Genomic DNA, 18,162 nt, shown 5'->3' on the forward strand with positions numbered 1-18,162 from the left:
GCATTATTTATATCCCTGAATATGTAAACCTCCGGACTTCCGGTTGGCAGTTCGGATGACTCATTACCAAAACATAGGTACCCTGTTGAGGGATTTCCATAGTCAATGAAGGCAAAGCAAATTTATGTTTGCCTTTTAGCTCTCCCTGTGAATCGTAAAGGAATACCATTGTACCTGCCAACAAACGCGTCAGGCATAATGTCCCTTTTTCATTGTCCAAATGGACGTTTACTTCTTTATTTGTTATTGTCTCCATACCCAATATTTACCTATCATTCTCAAGAATAGTGAACAGCGACAAAGATACATAAAAAGCATCATTATTTACAATATAAGTAGAAGATATTTATTATAGTAAAAGATAACCCAAATAATACTAATATTTTCCGAATTCACAAGCATTTATACAAAAAAAACATGATAACCACCTCAAATGATTATCATGTTTTTATTTCGTTTAAATAAACGATACAAATTATTCTGCAGTCACTTCTTCCTTAACTTCGCCTTCCGGTTTGAATTCTGTAATTCCATTAGAAATCAAGATGTTATACCAGGCTACCAATTTCTTGATATCGGCTACATATACGCGTTCACGATCAAAGTTAGGCAATACCTCAGCCAAGTATTCACGCAATTGTTCAGGTGTAGCCTTTTTAGGATCGATAGAAGCCTGCGCTGATTTTTCTTTCTCTTTTATAGATTCCAGCACATCATACAAAGGAACTTCTGCATCGTCCGTGTACATTGCTATATCGGCCAAAGAAATAATTTTTTCATTACCATAAGCGGGGAAACGTTTCTTCTCAGCATTGACTGATTCAACAATCAACATATTTTTTCCTTGCGAAATAAGTTTGTATAATCCCGGTTTACCTGAGATAGACAAGATAGTCTTCAACATAGTATATATCCTTTTATTTATTAATTATTTTTTTGCGGAGCAAAGGTAATGATTATTTTTAGATAGCAAAGAAATAAGCTCCAAAACCTGCGGAATTAACGCTGTTTCATCATCATTGACTATCACGAAATCAGCATGACTTCTCTTAACTTCATCACTCATTTGTGCTTCAATACGCTTCATTACCTGTTCTCTCGATGAACAATCCCGCTTTATGGCGCGCTCCAGTCTCACTTCCAACGGCGCATACACCATAACCAGAAAATCAACTTCATTCCTGAAACCGGCTTCCACAAGTATGGCAGACTCCATACCGACCAATTGTTCACCCCCGAACCGGGCAGTCCACCGACGAAAATCTTCCTTCACCTGTGGATGAATAATTTCATTCACTTTCTGCACACGATCCGGATGACCGAACATATAGGATGCCAGCAAAGAACGATTCAACACACCATTTTGAAACACATTCTGGCCGACCAGCGCACAAAGTTCCCGGCAAATCACCGGGTCTGTCTGCGTGATACGTTTTGCTTCTACATCTGAAATATAAACAGGAATTCCCATTATTCCAAATAGCCTGGAAACTACACTCTTTCCGCTACCGATACCACCGGTTATACCAATCTTAATCGACATTAGAAGTAATTTGTTCTATCAAGAAGTCTACTTGCTCAGGAACAATACGGATTTGATTGATTCCGCTCGGAAAGGACTTCAATTTAACCGTATATTTATCAGAACCGAGCTTCAACAACTCTTCGTAAGAAATATTGATGATAAAATCGCTTGCTTTTATGCTGCGAAACCGCTTCAACCCCACCTGAAAAGTAATCTGAACTTTGGAAGGGAAGGTACGCAATGCCTTATCGGCCGGGAAGTTAACTCCGTGCAATGGCACCTCTACTGTTTTCTCCGTATAAATATCTACCGGAAAGGTCATTTCTACCGAAGCCGGAACAAACTTCACCCCTCTTTCAGAATTCAGCGGAATTCGTCGCCGGGTTGTATCTGAAATATTCTCCAGATTTATCTTTTGAGTATATGCGGTGGTGATAGTATCCAGAATTCCTTCCGGAGCATAAACCAATACAGAGTCCGGATTGCAAATCGTATCTGATACATAATATTGAAGTCCGGCTGTCACTTTCCCCTGAAAGCGGACAGGTACTAACTTAGACTTTCCTTCAGAATAAATATACTCTAATGTATCCGGCTTGATTGAAAGTATTTTAGAGGACACATTCAATTGGCTCAATATCTTTTTCTCAAAATCAGATGCGTAAATCTTCACATGATTATCTTTTCCTTTATAATCAAGAAAACCTAGATTTACCGGAAAAAAACTTTTCCCCAACATATAATTGAGAAGCACCGTACCTTTATCTTTCACTCTGACACGAAGTTCGGAAGGTGGTTCTGAAGTCAGCACTACATTATTGGGAACATCTTTCATTCGTACCGGAATGGAGAACTCCGCTTCATAGTCACTATTCAGAGTCTGAAGCAGCCAAAATCCACCGGCTATCAGGAAGAAAAATAAAAAAATTAAGAACTCTCTGCTCTTATCACTGAGCAGAAAATCCTTAATTTTCTTTGATAGTTTTAAATATGTATATTCTATTTTCCTACGATCAAACATAGGCACTTATTTATCAACTATTATTTAGATTGATTGCTAGCAGCTGAAGCATCAGCGAAAATAGAATTCTTGTCTATTTTAATCCTTACATTAGAAGCAATTTCAAGTACTATATAATCGTCAGTAATTTCCTTGATTGTTCCGTGAATACCACCTGCAGTAATCACATTCTGATTTACCTGAAGAGATTTACGGAAATTTGCTATTTCTTTTTGCTTCTTATTCTGAGGACGGATCATAAAGAAATACATGATAACAAACATAGCTATCAGCATGATCCACATCATACTTCCACCTCCGGCAGCACCGGCAGGAGCTTGCAATAATACAGTCAATACGTTCATAAATAATCTGTTTTAGTTTCTACTATATGGACAAAGGTATCAGTTTTTAGTCAACTTACCTTCTTTTTTTAATTGATTAACTATTCCATCCAGCGTACCGTTGATAAAGCTACCGCTTTTAGCTGTGCTATACAACTTCGCTATCTCTACATATTCATTTAACGAAACACTGACCGGAATGTTCGGGAAACTAAGAATTTCTGCTAATGCAGTCTGCATAATGATAACGTCCATAAATGCAATACGGTCCAGATCCCAGTTTTTCGTATTCTCACTAACCAAATGACGGTAATAGTCGGAATTCAAAATAGTACGGCGGAACAAACGACGTGCAAACTCTTGGTCTTCGTCATCCTTAAATTCCGGAAGCAGTTCCTGGTTGGCACCCTTCTTTTCATCAAAACGTTTGATTGTTTTCAGGACGAATGTATCTACAATTTCTTTGTCATCATTCCAATACAGACTCTGATCTTCCAATACCTGATCGAGAGAATCATTATTAAAGATGTATGTTTTATAGAGTTTTCTCCACAATTCACGATCGGCCTCGTATGAGTGATCGTCAGAAGCCATATAATCTTTATAGATATCGGTTTCTACAATTTTCTCATAAAGCTCCTTGATGAAGTCCTGGTCGTTTGCCCAGGTTCTTTTTTGATTGGCTATAAACTCTACCAATTGCTTATTGACTTCCAATTGAGCAATAAATTTGTTATCCACGAATTTCTTGTTGGGGTACAACTCTTCTTTCGTAGGTGCCAATTTAGCTTTTGCCGCATCAATACGTTTTTGTGCATACTCTGTTAATGCTATCATCAGCATTAGCAAATAATTATAAAGGTCATACGCCTTTGAAAGACTAAAGAATAACTCTTTCTCCGCTGAGTCTAGATTTTTGCTGCCATTTTGATAATAGGCATATACTATTTGTATAATCTTAAGACGAATAAGAACTCTGTTGATCATAATTCAAATTAATACTGTTGTTATCGAACTGCAAAAGTAGATATTTTTAATGAGTTTCCACTAATAAATCACATTTTTTAATGCAGTATTTGATTCTCTGCGCTTTTTCTTTTGACAGTTTAAAAAAAATATCCAATTTTGAAGCCGATTATAAACGGACCGAAAGATATGGAAGATTTAAAAAAGAAAATGAGCGCAGACATGAATGATAAGGAGATTGTATTCTCCAAGTCCATTAAAGCAGGTAAACGCATCTATTACCTTGACGTAAAGAAGAATCGTAAAGATGAAATGTTCCTGGCTATTACAGAGAGTAAAAAAGTGATAACGGGAGAAGGTGACGATTCTCAGGTTAGTTTCGAAAAACACAAAATCTTCCTATATAGGGAGGACTTTCAGAAGTTTATGGCAGGACTCGAAGAAGCAGTCAATTTCATCGAGTGCAGTGATGTGAACGAATACATCGCCCGCCTGAACACCGAAGCTGATGAAGAAAGTGAACAGAAAGCAATCGAAGAAGCCCGGGAAAACAAGTTAGAGAGCGAAATTAAGATCGATATTGACTTTTAAGAAAGTAACTCTTTGATATTTCAAAAAAAAGACGTACTTTTGCACCGCTTTTTTGCAACATCGTGTGATAATCCACATCGTGTGATGGTGAATTAAGCAAACTAACTTAATTTAGAGTAACACAAATTTTTAAAGAAATGAAATCAATTGAAGTAAAAGGAACTGCAAGAACAATTGCAGAACGCTCTTCTGAACAAGCTAGAGCTTTGAAAGAAATTCGTAAAAACGGTGGTGTACCTTGTGTACTTTACGGAGGTAATGAAGTAGTTCACTTCACAGTGACTAACGAAGGACTTCGTAACTTGGTTTATACTCCGCACATCTACGTTGTAGACCTGGTTATCGATGGCAAAAAAGTAAACGCTATCCTGAAAGATATTCAGTTCCATCCGGTAAAAGATACTATCCTGCACGTTGACTTCTATCAGATTGACGAAGCTAAACCTATCGTAATGGAAGTACCTGTACAGTTGGAAGGTCTTGCAGAAGGTGTGAAAGCCGGTGGTAAACTTGCACTGCAGATGCGTAAGATCAAAGTGAAAGCTTTGTACAATGTTATTCCTGAGAAACTGATCGTTAACGTTTCTCACCTGGGATTGGGTAAGACTGTTAAAGTTGGCGAATTGAGCTTCGAAGGTCTTGAACTGATTAGTGCTAAAGAAGCCGTTGTATGTGCAGTTAAGTTGACTCGTGCAGCAAGAGGTGCAGCAGCAGCCGCTGGCAAGTAATTTGAGATTATCCCTGTAAAGAGATATACTTCAAACGCAGATTAATGCAGATTAAAGCAGATGTTCAGTCTGCATTAATTTGTATTAATCTGCGTTTCTCTTTCTATATTAATGAACTGTTTTACGGAAAAACGATGATAAAATATTTAGTTGTCGGACTGGGAAACATTGGTCCCGAGTATCATGAAACCCGACATAATATCGGATTCATGACAGTAGAAGCATTGGCCAGAGTCAACAATGCTCCTCCTTTTATGGATGGGCGCTATGGATTCACCACCAGCTTTTCTATCAAAGGACGTCAGTTGATCCTGCTCAAGCCATCGACTTTTATGAACCTGAGTGGATTGGCCGTTCGCTATTGGATGCAGAAAGAAAATATTCCACTGGAAAATGTGCTGATCGTAGTAGATGATCTGGCTCTTCCTTTCGGAACGTTACGTCTAAAAGGAAAAGGAAGTGATGCAGGCCATAACGGATTGAAGCATATTGCCGCCACTCTGGGCACTCAAAACTATGCGCGTCTGCGTTTTGGAATCGGGAGTGATTTTCCACGTGGCGGACAAATCGATTACGTACTCGGTCACTTCACTGATGAAGACTGGAAGACAATGGATGAAAGACTGGAGATGGCAGGGGAAATTATCAAAAGTTTCTGTCTTGCCGGTATCGACATCACAATGAACCAGTTCAACAAGAAATGATGAACCTGTTCCATAAAAATAAAAATAGCAATGAACGGTTAGCGATCAATGATAACGTCCACTAACCGCCTAATTACTGATCACTAAATAACTAACTAAAATGGCTGAAGCAAGAATAGATAAATGGATGTGGGCTGTCCGCATCTTCAAGACACGGACGATTGCAGCAGAAGCCTGCAAAAAAGGACGTATTACCATCAACGGTTCGCTGGTCAAAGCCGCCCGTATGATAAAACCGGGTGATGTTATTCAAGTGAAGAAACCACCTATCACATACTCATTCAAGGTATTACAACCGATTGAGAAACGTGTAGGAGCCAAACTTGTATCGGAAATGATGGAAAATGTAACGACGCCCGATCAATATGAATTACTTGAAATGAGCAAAATCAGCGGGTTCGTAGACCGGGCACGTGGAACCGGACGCCCGACCAAAAAAGATCGCCGGGAACTGGAAGAATTTACAACTCCAGAGTTTATGGATGATTTTGACTTTGATTTCGATTTCGAAGAATAGTTCACCACAGAGGACACGGAGGACACAGAGGAATATCAAAGTATACCTACTGGTATCCTGTAATTGTAATTAAGAGTATAATTCGTAAAAGACTTTTTCCCTTTATTTCCTCCGTGTCCTCAGTGTCCTCTGTGGTGAATTGTAAAATACCATTTACAGATTTGCTTTAACAGCATCAATCAGTTCCTGATATTCTGCATCAGTCAGATAAACCTTTCCCGGGTTCATTTGGAATATACCTCCATAATCAGGTCCATCCACATATTTAGGTGCCAAATGAAAATGCAAATGAGACAATTTATCCGAGTAAGCACCATAATTAATCTTTTCCGGCTGGAAAGCTTTTTGCATGGCACGAGTGACACGCGCTACATCTGCCATAAAAGCATTACGGTCTTCATCACTCAATTCATTCAAATCGTTCACATGGTCTTTATAAGAAACAAGACAACGTCCACGGTAGGTTTGTTCCTTAAACAAAAACACACGTGACACACTCAATTCCGCAATCTCAATCATCAGATTATGCAGCGTTTCATTGTTCTGGCAATACAGACATTCTTTCGGATCACTCTTCATGATATTATTATTTTAAGTTTTTATCGTTGCAAAAATAGGTATTCCATTCTTATCCGGCTTGTACTTTTTCGTTTTTTTGATCGACTAATTGGTACACATCCTCTTTTTCGCCTACCACCCAGACAACATCACCTTCTTCGAGCGGAGCATTTACATCAGGAACCATCAGTGTACCGTCTTCACTTTCAACACCGGCTATCATACAATGATATTTGTCGCGGATACCCGATTCACGAATCGTTTTACCCAGAAAAACAGAATCACTGTCAATGATAAACTGCTTCAAAGCCATCTCGCTCTTTTCATAGACCTCCCAGTCTATCTTCGCTCCGTTTTGCATCGCCTCATTAAACACACTTAATTGTTCATCCGTACCTATCACCTGTATCTTATCCATCGGAAACAGGCGGACAGAACCACCGGGGATATTAATCCTCCTCTTTCCACGAAGAATAGAAGCAACATGAACTCCAAACTTCTTCCCCAGATTCAGCTCCATCAATGTCTTTCCCGCCCAACTGGATTCACCCGGAATTTCCATATCGGCAAGATGCAAATCATGCGACAACAAACGACCGGCATACTCCGGCTTTTTCTCTCCCAGATACTCTGCACGTACATCTCTGGAACGGAGATTCTGAAAGAAACGACGTTCAATCAATATCGATTGCTTTTTCAAACGGCGAGACCATACCATCAACAATACAACAAGTACAGCCACTCCAATAATCAATCCGATAGACGCCTTAAATAATCCGGAAATAACAAAGATGACGAAAAGTGCCGCTATCATAATACGAATCACGATTGTCGATACCAGCGGTGCACGGTTGGCACGGCTGTCATGCCATAAGGTCATAAACTCAACCGAATGATTTTTCTTCACCATAATGGCACGCAAGAAAGGAGCAATACACAGAATGATAAATACCGCTCCCAACAATGATGCCCAGAAATGAGGCAGATTCTCTTTAAAGAATGGCACGACAAAACGAAAAGAAAGTGCAATAATCGACATACTGACAATTGAATAAACAACTGTTATACGTACCATTGACAAGATGAGCTTCTTCCACAAATTCTCGTGATTCAGGGCTGTTTGCGAACCGGAAGAATAACGCATCATTATTTTTTTCCATGATTCCGGAAGATGAGCATCCACAAAAGTAGAAGCCGGCTCGGCAAAACGAATCATATAAGGAGTCAGGAAAGTAGTAATCACAGAAACCGCTACCACTATCGGATACAGAAAGTCACTCGTCACATGCAAAGAGACTCCCAAAGAAGCAATAATAAACGCAAATTCTCCGATCTGCGTTAAACTAAAGCCGCATTGCATAGCTGTCTTTAAAGGCTTTCCGGAGAGAATAACACCGAATGTTCCAAAAACAGCCTGCCCCAAGATAACAGCCAAAGTAATAACTATAATAGGTACGGCATATTCTACAATCATTGCAGGATCCACCATCATACCGACCGATACGAAAAAGATAGCTCCAAAAAGATCCTTTACCGGTTTCACCAGCCGGTCTATGGATTCCGCCTCGATTGTTTCCGCCAGAATAGATCCCATTATAAATGCACCAAATGCAGCAGAGAATCCTGTATGAGCCGCCATCACTACCATACCGAAACAAAGTGCCAACGACACAATAAGCAGAGTCTCCTCTCCCATCAATTTCCGGCAGCGTTTCAAGAATTCAGGAATCAGATAGATACCGACAACAAACCACAGAATAAGGAAAAACAACAATTTCCCGATACTCTCCAACATCTCGGTACCTTCAAAATGTTGGCTCACCGCCATGGTGGAAAGCATCACCATTAATACAATGGCCAAAATATCTTCCAAAATCAAGATACTCAACACTAGTCCGGTAAACTGCTTCTTCCTTAATCCTAAATCATCAAAAGCTTTATAAATAATAGTAGTAGACGACATCGCAATCATACCGCCCAAAAACAGACTGTCCATCCTGTGCCAGCCGAAACCCATGCCGACTCCTATTCCTAACAAAATCATACAAAAGATGATGGTACAGGCAGCAATGATGGCAGAACCACCCACCTTGACAATCTTCTTAAAACTAAATTCCAAACCAAGAGCAAACAGCAAGAAAATAACACCAATATCCGCCCAAGTCTTAATATTGGCAGTATCCATCACTGAAGGAGTATACGGCATATGCGGACTTGCCAGAAATCCGGCAACTACATATCCCAAGACCAGAGGTTGTTTCAACTTCTTAAACAACAAAGTCATAACACCGGCACAAATCAATATAAGTGCGAGGTCAGCTATAAGAGTAGGTAATTGAGACATTATTTTATCGTATTTGATGACAAAATTATATTATTTCTATGGGATAAACAACATATTTACGGATATGTTTTGTAATAACCATCATAAAATAAGTTAGCCCCGGATAGAGTCGTAACTTATCCGGGGCTATACACAATAACAAGCCTATTTTTTACTTTCTAAAAGGTGGTTTCACTACTACAGCTTTCAATTTCCGACCACGCATATCGATACAGATTTCAGTACCCACCTTACTATATTCCGGTTTCACATATCCCATACCGATGCCAATCCTACGGGTAGGCGACATCGTACCGGAGGTCACTACTCCGACTTTCCCGCCTTCATCATTCACCAGTTCATAGCCATGACGGGGAATTCCTCGATCAATCATTTCAAAGCCAACCAGTTTACGGGTAACACCTTCCGCTTTCTGTTTTTCCAGCATCGGACGATTGACAAAATCCTTGCCTTCCACAAACTTAGTGATCCATCCCAATCCGGCTTCTATCGGAGAAGTCGTATCATCCAGATCATTGCCATACAGACAGAAGCCCATTTCCAACCGGAGCGTATCACGGGCACCCAAACCGATAGGTTTAATGCCATACTCTTCACCAGCCTCAAAAATAGCCTTCCATATAGAATCAGCCGCAGACGGATAGAAATAAAGTTCGAAACCTCCCGCACCGGTATAACCCGTATTGGAGATAATCACATTCTCTTCACCTGCAAACGTTCCAACCTTAAATGTATAATAAGGAATAGAAGCAAGATCAATATCCGTCAACTTTTGCAGAACCGAAATAGCCTTCGGACCCTGTATAGCAAGTTGAGCTATATTGTCCGACGAATTTTCCAACTCGGCTCCCTCCGTATTATGAGAAACACACCAGTTCCAGTCTTTTTCCGTATTGGAAGCATTCACCACCAACATGTATTTTTCCGGTTCATACTGATAAACCAGCAAATCATCTACAATACCTCCATCCTCATTAGGAAAACAAGTATATTGTATTTTACCCGGAGTCAGTGCCGCCACATTGTTAGATGTTATTTTCTGCAGAAAGGCCAACGCTTGCGGACCTTTCACCCAAAATTCTCCCATATGCGATACATCAAATACACCGGCACCCTGACAAACAGTTATGTGTTCATCAATGATACCGGAATATTCAATAGGCATATTATAACCTGCAAACTCGTGCATTTTAGCACCAAGTGCTATATGTTTCTCTGTAAACGGAGTGGTTTTCATTATTTTAAAGTATTAAGTTTTAAGTATTAAGTATCAGGTATTAAGTATTACCGGAGCTTACCGTCTTTTTATTTGGAAGCCACCAGTTCTGCTATTTTCACAATCACTTTCATTGCTTTCTCCATATTCTGGATAGGCACAAATTCGTAACGACCGTGGAAATTCAGCCCACCGGCAAAGATATTCGGACAAGGCAATCCCTTAAAGGAAAGCTGCGCACCATCCGTACCTCCACGAATCGGTTTTACATTCGGTTTCACACCCACAGCTTCCATCGCAGCAAAAGCGGTATCGATGATATGCATTACCGGTTCTATCTTCTCACGCATATTATAATACTGGTCGCGCAATTCGAGAGTTGCAGTACCCGCTCCATGTTCAGCATTCATTTGAGCAACCAGACGTTCCATCTCTTTTTTACGGTTCTCAAATTTCGCACGGTCATGATCGCGGATGATATAAGATACAGTGCTTTGCTCCACATCTCCCTGAATACCGATTAAATGATAAAATCCTTCGTAACCGGTCGTATGCTCCGGTCTTTCCTGAGAGGGTAGCAATGTGATAAATTGATTGGCAAGATAGATTGAGTTAATCATCTTATTCTTGGCATATCCCGGATGCACATTACGTCCTTTAAAGGTAATTTTAGCAGCGGCAGCATTGAAATTTTCAAATTCTAACTCCCCTACTTCACCTCCATCCATCGTATATCCCCATTCGCAACCGAATTTCTCTACATCAAATTTATGGGCACCTTCACCAATTTCTTCGTCCGGATTGAAGCCGATACGGATTTTTCCGTGCTTGATTTCCGGATGTTCCTTCAGATACACCATTGCAGATACAATTTCCGCAATCCCGGCTTTATCGTCAGCACCAAGCAACGTCTTTCCATTGGTCACAATCAAGTCTTCCCCCTTATGATCCAGTAATTCCGGAAATTGTGACGGAGAAAGGACCACCTTCTCTTCAGCACAAAGCACAATATCCGAACCGTCATACTTTTCCACAATGCGTGGAGTGACATCCTTACCCGTCATATCAGGACTTGTATCCATATGGGCAATAAACCCGATAGTGGGTACTTCTTTATCTATATTGGCAGGAAGTGTAGCAAAAAGATATCCATGCTCATCCAAAGTAATATCTTCCAATCCCAAAGATTCCAACTCTTTTTTCAAGTATTCAGCAAAAATCATCTGCTTCGGAGTACTTGGAGTAAGCCCTGTCGATTCATCAGATTGTGTATCGAAGCTTACATACTTTAAAAATCTGTCTACTAAAGTCATATTGTTTTAATTACAAGTTACTAATTACAATTTACAAATTGATAGTTTATAGTGCCGTAAAGGTAAAAAAAGAGCCGTGAATTACAAAGCAATTCACGGCTCTTTTTTATTGTATACTTTTATCCGGATACTTAAATATCCTATCTGACTACTTTAAAAATGGCTGCTACCATCAAAGCAATGTGTACAAACCTTACATTTAGGTAATCCGATAGCCTCAATCAGCGTTTCCAGCGTATTAAACTTCAATGAACTGAGACCGAAACGCTCGGCAATAATGCTAACCATTTTTTCGTATTCCGGCGAACCGGTAGTAGCATATTTCTCCAGGTTCTTATTCTCGTCCCCTTCCAGTTCCTTGATAATGCGACGGGTAATCAACTCCAATGCATTTTTGGAAGCCGAAAAGCCAACAAACGGACAAGCGTAAATCAATGGCGGACAAGCGATACGCATGTGTACCTCCTTCGCTCCGTAATCATACAGAATCTTCACATTGTCACGCAATTGAGTTCCCCGTACGATTGAATCGTCACAAAACAACAAACGTTTATTTTGCAGCATGGCACGGTTTGGAATCAACTTCATCTTGGCAACAAGCGAACGCATCTCCTGATTGCTCGGAGTGAAGCTACGAGGCCATGTCGGTGTATATTTGGAAATAGCACGATGATAGGGAACCCCCTTTCCTTCGGCATATCCTAAAGCCATACCCACTCCCGAATCAGGAATACCGCAGGCACAATCCACTTCCGATTCATCTGTCTGTCCCATTTTCAATCCGCTGGTGAAACGCACTTCCTCTACATTCTTTCCTTCATAACAAGAAGTCGGGAACCCGTAGTACACCCACAAAAACGAACAAATCTGCATATCCTCGTTGGGCTTGCGAAGTTGGTCAACATGATCGTCATACATACGGACAATCTCACCGGGACCTAAATATTTCTCAATCTCATAATCCAGATTCGGAAAACTGGACGATTCGCTTGTTGCAGCATAAGCACCGTCTTTCCTTCCAATCACCACCGGAGTACGTCCCCACCAGTCACGTGCTGCGATGATACTTCCGTCTTCCGTCAGAAGCAACATCGAACAAGACCCCTTAATGTGCTTAAACACATTTTCGATACCTTCCACAAAAGTTCTACCTTGTATAATAAGCAATGCGATAAGTTCCGTCTGGTTGGTGTTGCTCGAACTAAGTTCGGCGAAGTGCATGTTTTGACTGAGAAGCTCTTCTTCCAATTCCTGGATATTGACTATTTTAGCGACTGTGACAATGGCGAAGCGCCCGAGGTGAGAATTGATGATGATAGGTTGTGCGTCTGTGTCGCTAATGATGCCGATTCCGGCGTTTCCTTTGAATTTGTCGAGTTCTCCTTCAAACTTGGTTCGGAAATAAGTACTTTCCAAATTGTGAATGGAGCGTATAAAACCTTTTTCCTCACTATATGTTGCGAGTCCTCCCCGCTTGGTACCCAGATGTGAGTTATAATCTGTGCCATAGAATAAATCAGTCACGCAACTAGTTTTCGAGACTGTTCCGAAAAAACCTCCCATGTTGTTCTCTTTATTGATGATGTTTTAAAAAAGATGGCGCAAAAGTACAAAAAAGAATCCATCCTATAAAAAAAGCGCTCCGCAAAGTTTTAGTTTTCTTTGCGAAGCACAACTAATATTTATTAAAAAGCGGGGAATCCGTAAACAATCTTTTTACCTGAATCTTATTTCCATTTCTTGATCGTTTTCAAGTCAGCGGGAGTTGCTTCAATCAGACTTACCGCAAATCCTCCGCTGCGTGCCAGCTTCACAGACATCTTATTCTTGTTTGTTACAAGTCCTTTTTTTATCTGGTAAGAAGTAGGATTCTTTTCAAAATCCGCCTCCTTTCCGTCAGCGTAGAGAGTAGCTACATATTGTTTTCCCGGTTCGAGAAAATCAAGTGTAAAAGCAGAAGTACGGGGATTCTCATCGGTGATACCACCTACAAACCAGTTATCAGTACCTTTTGCCTTACGTGCTACGGTAATATAATCTCCCGGTTCCGCTTCCAGATACTTGCTGTCATCCCAATCAACGGCTACATCCTTGATAAATTGAAATGCATCCATGTGACGTTCGTAACTTTCCGGAAGGTCGGCTGCCATTTGCAAAGGACTGTACATCGTTACATAAAGTGCCAATTGTTTTGCCAAAGTAGTACGTACAAAGCTATGGTCGCCCGACAGGAAAGAAAGTTTTGTATCAAAGATACCCGGTGTATAATCCATCGGTCCACCAATCTGACGAGTGAAAGGAAGCAAGGTAGTATGGAACGGCTTATTCCCTGCAAAGGCTTCATATTCCGTGCCACGAGCCGATTCATTACCGATCAGATTCGGATATGTGCGACATAATCCTGTCGGGCGGGTTGCTTCGTGAGCATTTACACAGATCTTATATTCGGCCGCTTTTTCCACCGCATATAAATAATGATTGTTCATCCACTGCCCGTAATGATGTTCTCCACGGGGAATAATATTACCTACATACCCGCTCTTCACAGCATTGTATCCGTTATCTATCATAAACTGATAGGCTTTATCAAGATGACGCACGTAGTTACGTACAGAAGCGGAAGTCTCGTGATGCATCATCAGCTTCACTCCTTTTTCCTTTGCATACGCATTGAGCATCTTCACGTCAAAATCAGGATACGGAGTTACGAAATCAAAGACATAATCCTTCGAATTTCCGAACCAGTCTTCCCAGCCTTCATTCCAGCCTTCCACTAAGATCTGGTCGAATCCATGTTCGGAAGCAAAGTCAATGTAACGCTTCACTTTGTCATTATTGGCCGCATGACGCCCGCTCGGTTTTGTTTTGGAATAATCCGTCTGTCCCAGTTTCACAGAATAAACATCATCCGTGTACGACCATGAACTTTTTCCGGTAATCATTTCCCACCACACACCGATGTATTTCACCGGCTTAATCCAAGAAACATCTTCGTAGGCACAAGGCTCATTCAAGTTCAAAGTCAATTTGGAAGCCAGAATATCACGAGCATCATCACTGACAATCACCGTGCGCCAAGGTGAACGGCAAGGCGTTTGCATATAACCTTTATCCCCTTTTGCATCAGGAGTCAACCATGATTCAAAAATCAGATTCTGATCGTCAAGGTTCAGATGCATACAAGAATAATCAACCAAAGCCGCTTCATGCAGATTGATATATAACCCATCGGCTGTCTTCATTTGCAAGGACGTTTGTACCCCCGTTGGAGAGAAAGATGTTTGAGAAGCATTGCCGGTGATTGCACCCTGCAGCAATCCGCGAATTTCAGAAAGCTTGGATTCGGTATAGTCATATTCCTGCGTATCATAATCGCCAGGAATCCAGAATGCCGTATGATCGCCGGCCATAGCAAACTGCGAATGTTCTTCTTTTATAACGAAGTAATTCAGATTCTTTTGTTGCGGGAACTCATAGCGGAAGCCCAAGCCATCATTATAAAGACGAAAACAAATAATCAGATTACGATCTTGTGCCTTTTGATTCAGGGTAACAGCCATTTCATTATAATGGTTGCGGATTGATTTCACCTCTCCCCACACCGGTTCCCATGTTTCATCAAAAGCTGAAGTTTTAATATCGGCCAGAGTGAATCCGTTCATCAGTCCGGGATCATTTTTCAATTCCAGTCCCAGTTTCGAAGGTTTAATCACCTCTTTTCCTTTATAAGAGAGTTCATACACCGGTTCTCCTTGCGTGTTGACAGAGAAATTTAGTTTTAATTGTCCGTCAGGAGAAGTGATACTTTCGGCCTTTGCTGATGTGCCGAAGAAAAAAGAGAGCAACAGGCAGACCCATATTGCAGTTCCTATTTTCATGTTCTTCATGATATAAATGAGTTAGTTAATAATCGTATGGCAAAGATAGACAGGAATGACAAGCATTACTCCGGATTATAAATAAAATATAGTATTTCCGAATATCACAAAAGAGATAAGAAGCTATTAATAAGCACAATAGCAAAGTCATTCAACAGAAAAAATATAGTATCTACATGGAATAACAAAGCATATTATCATACTGAAATAGCCTAAAAATCCATGTCTAATAAAAAATAGAGGCTAAAAAGTTCAAAGAATACAGTGATATTAATATATAATTGATAAATTTGTAAGCAAAATATCTTACTTTAAAAAACACATAATCTAATATTATTATGATACAAGATCTTAAATACACGATATTGTTTCTCTTTATATTATCTACAACTTATACCTCCGCTCAATCCCTACGAAAATTAATGGAGATGCCTCCCCGTATCATTGAATCGAAATGGGAACAGACCCCAGAGGGAGGGACAGAATTAAACTATTACAACGAAGACCTGTGCAGCTATTATCTATTTCGCGAAAACGACCGTTCATACAATCTAAATCCAGGGAAAAACACGGTATTCAGAATAGAGAAAGGTTCCAATGCCAATAATCCCTTCAAGAATTCAAGCAGATATATGTTCTTTCGCGGACAATTTCCTAAAGATTTTAAAATCAGCACTCCTTACGCACTTCCCGTAAAAGCTGGTAAAGAAACAAAATGGCAAATCGCCTTGCAAGAATCTGCAAAAACGATGATATTCCAAATTCAGGAAGGTGACACCATTTATGCCACCCGCAGAGGAGTGGCATGTACAACAGTGTTACCACAACAATTATTAATATACCACCCCGATCACACTTTTGCCGCATACCTTATGATGAGCCAGAATTTCATCCAAGGGGGTGAGGAAATCATGACTGGGCAACCAATAGGAATAGCCGGAGTACTTGGAGTATCAATCTCCTACTTTTTTCTAGATAACAATAAATTCGATTCAAATGGTCCTCTAGGTTATCCGTACTCTCATTTTACTCCTGTATTCCGTACAGATAAAGGAGATATAAAACTAGATGAAAAAGTTGCCTATAAATCGGCTATAGATGACGAGCTGATCATGCTTGAAATGACGAAACGTGAAAAAAAGAAATTTCAGAAACAGAAATACTCAAAATAAAGAAAAGAATATGCGTGTATTTCATCTAATCCTCCTTTGGGTCTGTTTTTGCGATTTACTTCATGCACAGACCGTACAAATCACTTATGAAGGCGACCCGCTTACTGACAAAGAACGCCGGAAGATTGAACAGACTCTTCAATATGAAGTTGAATTCTACTCACAATTCGGACTTCCTGATACGCTTAACCTCAAGTTAACAGTGTTCAACAAAAGAGAAGACGCTCTAACTTATCTGGATAAATTCAACATTCATCCCCCCAAAGGCACAAACGGTTTATATATACCCAGATTACAGAAAGCTATTATATTAAGCAGAGAGAAAGAATATCAACAAGGCCTTGGCATCATCTATCACGAACTGAGCCATCACCTCACCTTGAAAATTACAGCAGGGCGTCCTCCCATTTGGTTTAACGAGGGACTTGCTGAATACTTTGAGCACTGTAAAGCTAATAAAAAAGGACTCCAACATACATTTACCGAATACGAAAAAGGAAGAATCCGTACTATATATATGTTAGGGGACATTGATTTACTCACCTTCATCAACAGTCGCCAGAAAGAATTTATGCAGCAACAAAGAACCGATGAGCAATATGCCTATATCCTTTCCCATGCACTTGTTACTTTTTGGATTGAGAAAATTCCCCGGCAGATATTCCATGATTTTGTGCACTCCCTCCAAAACAAAAACAATTCGTCCACAGTGTCCGAACAGATAGATCAGATTTATACCGGAGGCTTCAAACAATTTGAAAAAGATTTTGAAGCTTTCTGCAGATAGTTTTATCTTTTTTCTATCTTTGCATCGGCTATGGGATTAGCCTTTAACCGCCCTTTGGAGCTGATGATCCCTACAATTTGAATGTATAACTCTTAAATTGTCAGCTAATGCTCAAAACTTTATTATTTATCGGCATGGGAAGTTTCACTGGAGGCATACTACGTTACCTCATCTCACGCTATGCACAGAATTATCAGATCACTTCCTTTCCTTTAGGAACCTTTCTGGTCAACGTACTCGGTTGTTTTGCCATCGGTCTGTTTTATGGACTCTTCGAACGAGGGAATCTGATGAACTCCAATCTAAGAATGTTTCTTACCGTAGGGTTCTGCGGAGGATTCACCACCTTTTCAACGTTCATGAATGAGAACTTTCAACTAATTAAAAATGATAATTTCTTCTATCTCTCGCTTTATGTTACTCTTAGCTTGTTTTTAGGATTTGTTATGTTATACCTTGGGCATGCACTTACAAAATTATTCTGAAATGGAAATGATAAAAACATAACATACTGACATA

Annotated in this window: 19 protein-coding genes and 1 riboswitch; of the genes, 7 read left to right on the plus strand and 12 right to left on the minus strand. The window is 40.1% G+C overall.

The window, feature by feature from the left end:
- Positions 1 to 7 precede the first annotated feature (7 nt).
- The 6 genes from AAHJ11_RS04300 to nusB form a co-directional block, all read right to left on the minus strand.
- On the minus strand, positions 8 to 256 hold the full coding sequence (locus AAHJ11_RS04300; RefSeq protein ID WP_074557097.1) for a hypothetical protein: 249 nt from the start codon (positions 254 to 256) through the stop codon (positions 8 to 10).
- A gap of 219 nt (positions 257 to 475) precedes the next feature.
- Positions 476 to 904 carry a DUF5606 domain-containing protein gene (locus AAHJ11_RS04305; RefSeq protein WP_074635621.1) on the minus strand — a complete coding sequence of 143 codons (429 nt, stop codon included), beginning with the start codon at positions 902 to 904 and terminating at the stop codon, positions 476 to 478.
- Between the two features lie 24 nt (positions 905 to 928).
- Entirely contained in the window at positions 929 to 1,543 is a 615-nt protein-coding gene (coaE, locus tag AAHJ11_RS04310; protein WP_259022531.1) for a dephospho-CoA kinase, read from the minus strand.
- Entirely contained in the window at positions 1,533 to 2,546 is a 1,014-nt protein-coding gene (locus AAHJ11_RS04315; RefSeq protein ID WP_004309789.1) for a CdaR family protein, read from the minus strand. The genes coaE and AAHJ11_RS04315 overlap by 11 nt, the downstream gene beginning before the upstream one ends.
- A 20-nt stretch (positions 2,547 to 2,566) precedes the next feature.
- Entirely contained in the window at positions 2,567 to 2,890 is a 324-nt protein-coding gene (gene yajC, locus AAHJ11_RS04320) for a preprotein translocase subunit YajC (protein ID WP_074635624.1), read from the minus strand.
- Between the two features lie 39 nt (positions 2,891 to 2,929).
- Complete coding sequence (gene nusB, locus AAHJ11_RS04325) at positions 2,930 to 3,856, minus strand: transcription antitermination factor NusB (protein ID WP_009000694.1); 927 nt, start codon at positions 3,854 to 3,856, stop codon at positions 2,930 to 2,932.
- A 168-nt stretch (positions 3,857 to 4,024) separates the two neighbouring features.
- Here nusB and AAHJ11_RS04330 point away from each other — a divergent pair, with 168 nt between their 5' ends.
- The 4 genes from AAHJ11_RS04330 (at position 4,025) to AAHJ11_RS04345 (ending at position 6,375) form a co-directional block, all read left to right on the plus strand.
- The gene (locus tag AAHJ11_RS04330; RefSeq protein ID WP_074557094.1) at positions 4,025 to 4,426 is read left to right on the plus strand and encodes a PUR family DNA/RNA-binding protein; all 402 of its coding nucleotides are present in this window, start codon (positions 4,025 to 4,027) and stop codon (positions 4,424 to 4,426) included.
- A gap of 137 nt (positions 4,427 to 4,563) precedes the next feature.
- On the plus strand, positions 4,564 to 5,154 hold the full coding sequence (locus AAHJ11_RS04335; protein WP_004302060.1) for a 50S ribosomal protein L25/general stress protein Ctc: 591 nt from the start codon (positions 4,564 to 4,566) through the stop codon (positions 5,152 to 5,154).
- A gap of 137 nt (positions 5,155 to 5,291) precedes the next feature.
- The gene (pth, locus tag AAHJ11_RS04340) at positions 5,292 to 5,858 is read left to right on the plus strand and encodes an aminoacyl-tRNA hydrolase (RefSeq protein ID WP_148364583.1); all 567 of its coding nucleotides are present in this window, start codon (positions 5,292 to 5,294) and stop codon (positions 5,856 to 5,858) included.
- Positions 5,859 to 5,958: 100 nt separating this feature from the next.
- Positions 5,959 to 6,375: an RNA-binding S4 domain-containing protein gene (locus tag AAHJ11_RS04345; RefSeq protein WP_004302058.1), complete on the plus strand. Its 417-nt coding sequence runs from the start codon at positions 5,959 to 5,961 to the stop codon at positions 6,373 to 6,375.
- A gap of 153 nt (positions 6,376 to 6,528) precedes the next feature.
- Here AAHJ11_RS04345 and AAHJ11_RS04350 read toward each other — a convergent pair whose 3' ends face one another.
- The 6 genes from AAHJ11_RS04350 to AAHJ11_RS04375 form a co-directional block, all read right to left on the minus strand.
- Positions 6,529 to 6,954, minus strand: coding sequence for an HIT family protein (locus tag AAHJ11_RS04350; protein WP_074635632.1), 426 nt, complete (start codon positions 6,952 to 6,954; stop codon positions 6,529 to 6,531).
- Between the two features lie 49 nt (positions 6,955 to 7,003).
- On the minus strand, positions 7,004 to 9,277 hold the full coding sequence (locus AAHJ11_RS04355) for a cation:proton antiporter (RefSeq protein ID WP_008644441.1): 2,274 nt from the start codon (positions 9,275 to 9,277) through the stop codon (positions 7,004 to 7,006).
- Between the two features lie 151 nt (positions 9,278 to 9,428).
- On the minus strand, positions 9,429 to 10,514 hold the full coding sequence (gene gcvT / locus AAHJ11_RS04360) for a glycine cleavage system aminomethyltransferase GcvT (RefSeq protein WP_148364533.1): 1,086 nt from the start codon (positions 10,512 to 10,514) through the stop codon (positions 9,429 to 9,431).
- Positions 10,515 to 10,582: 68 nt separating this feature from the next.
- Entirely contained in the window at positions 10,583 to 11,806 is a 1,224-nt protein-coding gene (gene pepT, locus AAHJ11_RS04365; protein ID WP_148364532.1) for a peptidase T, read from the minus strand.
- A gap of 153 nt (positions 11,807 to 11,959) precedes the next feature.
- Entirely contained in the window at positions 11,960 to 13,369 is a 1,410-nt protein-coding gene (locus AAHJ11_RS04370; RefSeq protein WP_148364531.1) for an amidophosphoribosyltransferase, read from the minus strand.
- A gap of 164 nt (positions 13,370 to 13,533) precedes the next feature.
- Positions 13,534 to 15,693 carry a glycoside hydrolase family 97 protein gene (locus AAHJ11_RS04375; RefSeq protein WP_413579116.1) on the minus strand — a complete coding sequence of 720 codons (2,160 nt, stop codon included), beginning with the start codon at positions 15,691 to 15,693 and terminating at the stop codon, positions 13,534 to 13,536.
- Positions 15,694 to 16,022: 329 nt separating this feature from the next.
- Here AAHJ11_RS04375 and AAHJ11_RS04380 point away from each other — a divergent pair, with 329 nt between their 5' ends.
- From AAHJ11_RS04380 to crcB, 3 genes are all read left to right on the plus strand, one after another.
- Positions 16,023 to 16,856 carry a hypothetical protein gene (locus AAHJ11_RS04380; RefSeq protein WP_074557089.1) on the plus strand — a complete coding sequence of 278 codons (834 nt, stop codon included), beginning with the start codon at positions 16,023 to 16,025 and terminating at the stop codon, positions 16,854 to 16,856.
- A 10-nt stretch (positions 16,857 to 16,866) separates the two neighbouring features.
- Entirely contained in the window at positions 16,867 to 17,643 is a 777-nt protein-coding gene (locus tag AAHJ11_RS04385) for a hypothetical protein (protein WP_074557088.1), read from the plus strand.
- 17 nt (positions 17,644 to 17,660) lie between these two features.
- Positions 17,661 to 17,723: riboswitch (Fluoride riboswitch) on the plus strand.
- Positions 17,724 to 17,750: 27 nt separating this feature from the next.
- Positions 17,751 to 18,128: a fluoride efflux transporter CrcB gene (gene crcB / locus AAHJ11_RS04390; protein ID WP_217723377.1), complete on the plus strand. Its 378-nt coding sequence runs from the start codon at positions 17,751 to 17,753 to the stop codon at positions 18,126 to 18,128.
- The last annotated feature ends 34 nt before the right edge of the window (positions 18,129 to 18,162 follow it).

The sequence above is a fragment of the Bacteroides sp. 90-K9/2 genome, assembly GCF_047310725.1.
Lineage (GTDB): Bacteria > Bacteroidota > Bacteroidia > Bacteroidales > Bacteroidaceae > Bacteroides > Bacteroides vicugnae.

What these genes read in the sequence shown, in the direction of transcription:
- AAHJ11_RS04300 (WP_074557097.1), bottom strand. Translation starts at nt 256, where the DNA reads ATGGAGACAATAACAAATAAAGAAGTAAACGTCCATTTGGACAATGAA.
- AAHJ11_RS04305 (WP_074635621.1), bottom strand. Translation starts at nt 904, where the DNA reads ATGTTGAAGACTATCTTGTCTATCTCAGGTAAACCGGGATTATACAAA.
- coaE (WP_259022531.1), bottom strand. Translation starts at nt 1,543, where the DNA reads ATGTCGATTAAGATTGGTATAACCGGTGGTATCGGTAGCGGAAAGAGT.
- AAHJ11_RS04315 (WP_004309789.1), bottom strand. Translation starts at nt 2,546, where the DNA reads ATGTTTGATCGTAGGAAAATAGAATATACATATTTAAAACTATCAAAG.
- yajC (WP_074635624.1), bottom strand. Translation starts at nt 2,890, where the DNA reads ATGAACGTATTGACTGTATTATTGCAAGCTCCTGCCGGTGCTGCCGGA.
- nusB (WP_009000694.1), bottom strand. Translation starts at nt 3,856, where the DNA reads ATGATCAACAGAGTTCTTATTCGTCTTAAGATTATACAAATAGTATAT.
- AAHJ11_RS04330 (WP_074557094.1), top strand. Translation starts at nt 4,025, where the DNA reads ATGGAAGATTTAAAAAAGAAAATGAGCGCAGACATGAATGATAAGGAG.
- AAHJ11_RS04335 (WP_004302060.1), top strand. Translation starts at nt 4,564, where the DNA reads ATGAAATCAATTGAAGTAAAAGGAACTGCAAGAACAATTGCAGAACGC.
- AAHJ11_RS04345 (WP_004302058.1), top strand. Translation starts at nt 5,959, where the DNA reads ATGGCTGAAGCAAGAATAGATAAATGGATGTGGGCTGTCCGCATCTTC.
- AAHJ11_RS04350 (WP_074635632.1), bottom strand. Translation starts at nt 6,954, where the DNA reads ATGAAGAGTGATCCGAAAGAATGTCTGTATTGCCAGAACAATGAAACG.
- AAHJ11_RS04355 (WP_008644441.1), bottom strand. Translation starts at nt 9,277, where the DNA reads ATGTCTCAATTACCTACTCTTATAGCTGACCTCGCACTTATATTGATT.
- gcvT (WP_148364533.1), bottom strand. Translation starts at nt 10,514, where the DNA reads ATGAAAACCACTCCGTTTACAGAGAAACATATAGCACTTGGTGCTAAA.
- pepT (WP_148364532.1), bottom strand. Translation starts at nt 11,806, where the DNA reads ATGACTTTAGTAGACAGATTTTTAAAGTATGTAAGCTTCGATACACAA.
- AAHJ11_RS04370 (WP_148364531.1), bottom strand. Translation starts at nt 13,369, where the DNA reads ATGGGAGGTTTTTTCGGAACAGTCTCGAAAACTAGTTGCGTGACTGAT.
- AAHJ11_RS04375 (WP_413579116.1), bottom strand. Translation starts at nt 15,693, where the DNA reads ATGAAGAACATGAAAATAGGAACTGCAATATGGGTCTGCCTGTTGCTC.
- AAHJ11_RS04380 (WP_074557089.1), top strand. Translation starts at nt 16,023, where the DNA reads ATGATACAAGATCTTAAATACACGATATTGTTTCTCTTTATATTATCT.
- AAHJ11_RS04385 (WP_074557088.1), top strand. Translation starts at nt 16,867, where the DNA reads ATGCGTGTATTTCATCTAATCCTCCTTTGGGTCTGTTTTTGCGATTTA.
- crcB (WP_217723377.1), top strand. Translation starts at nt 17,751, where the DNA reads ATGCTCAAAACTTTATTATTTATCGGCATGGGAAGTTTCACTGGAGGC.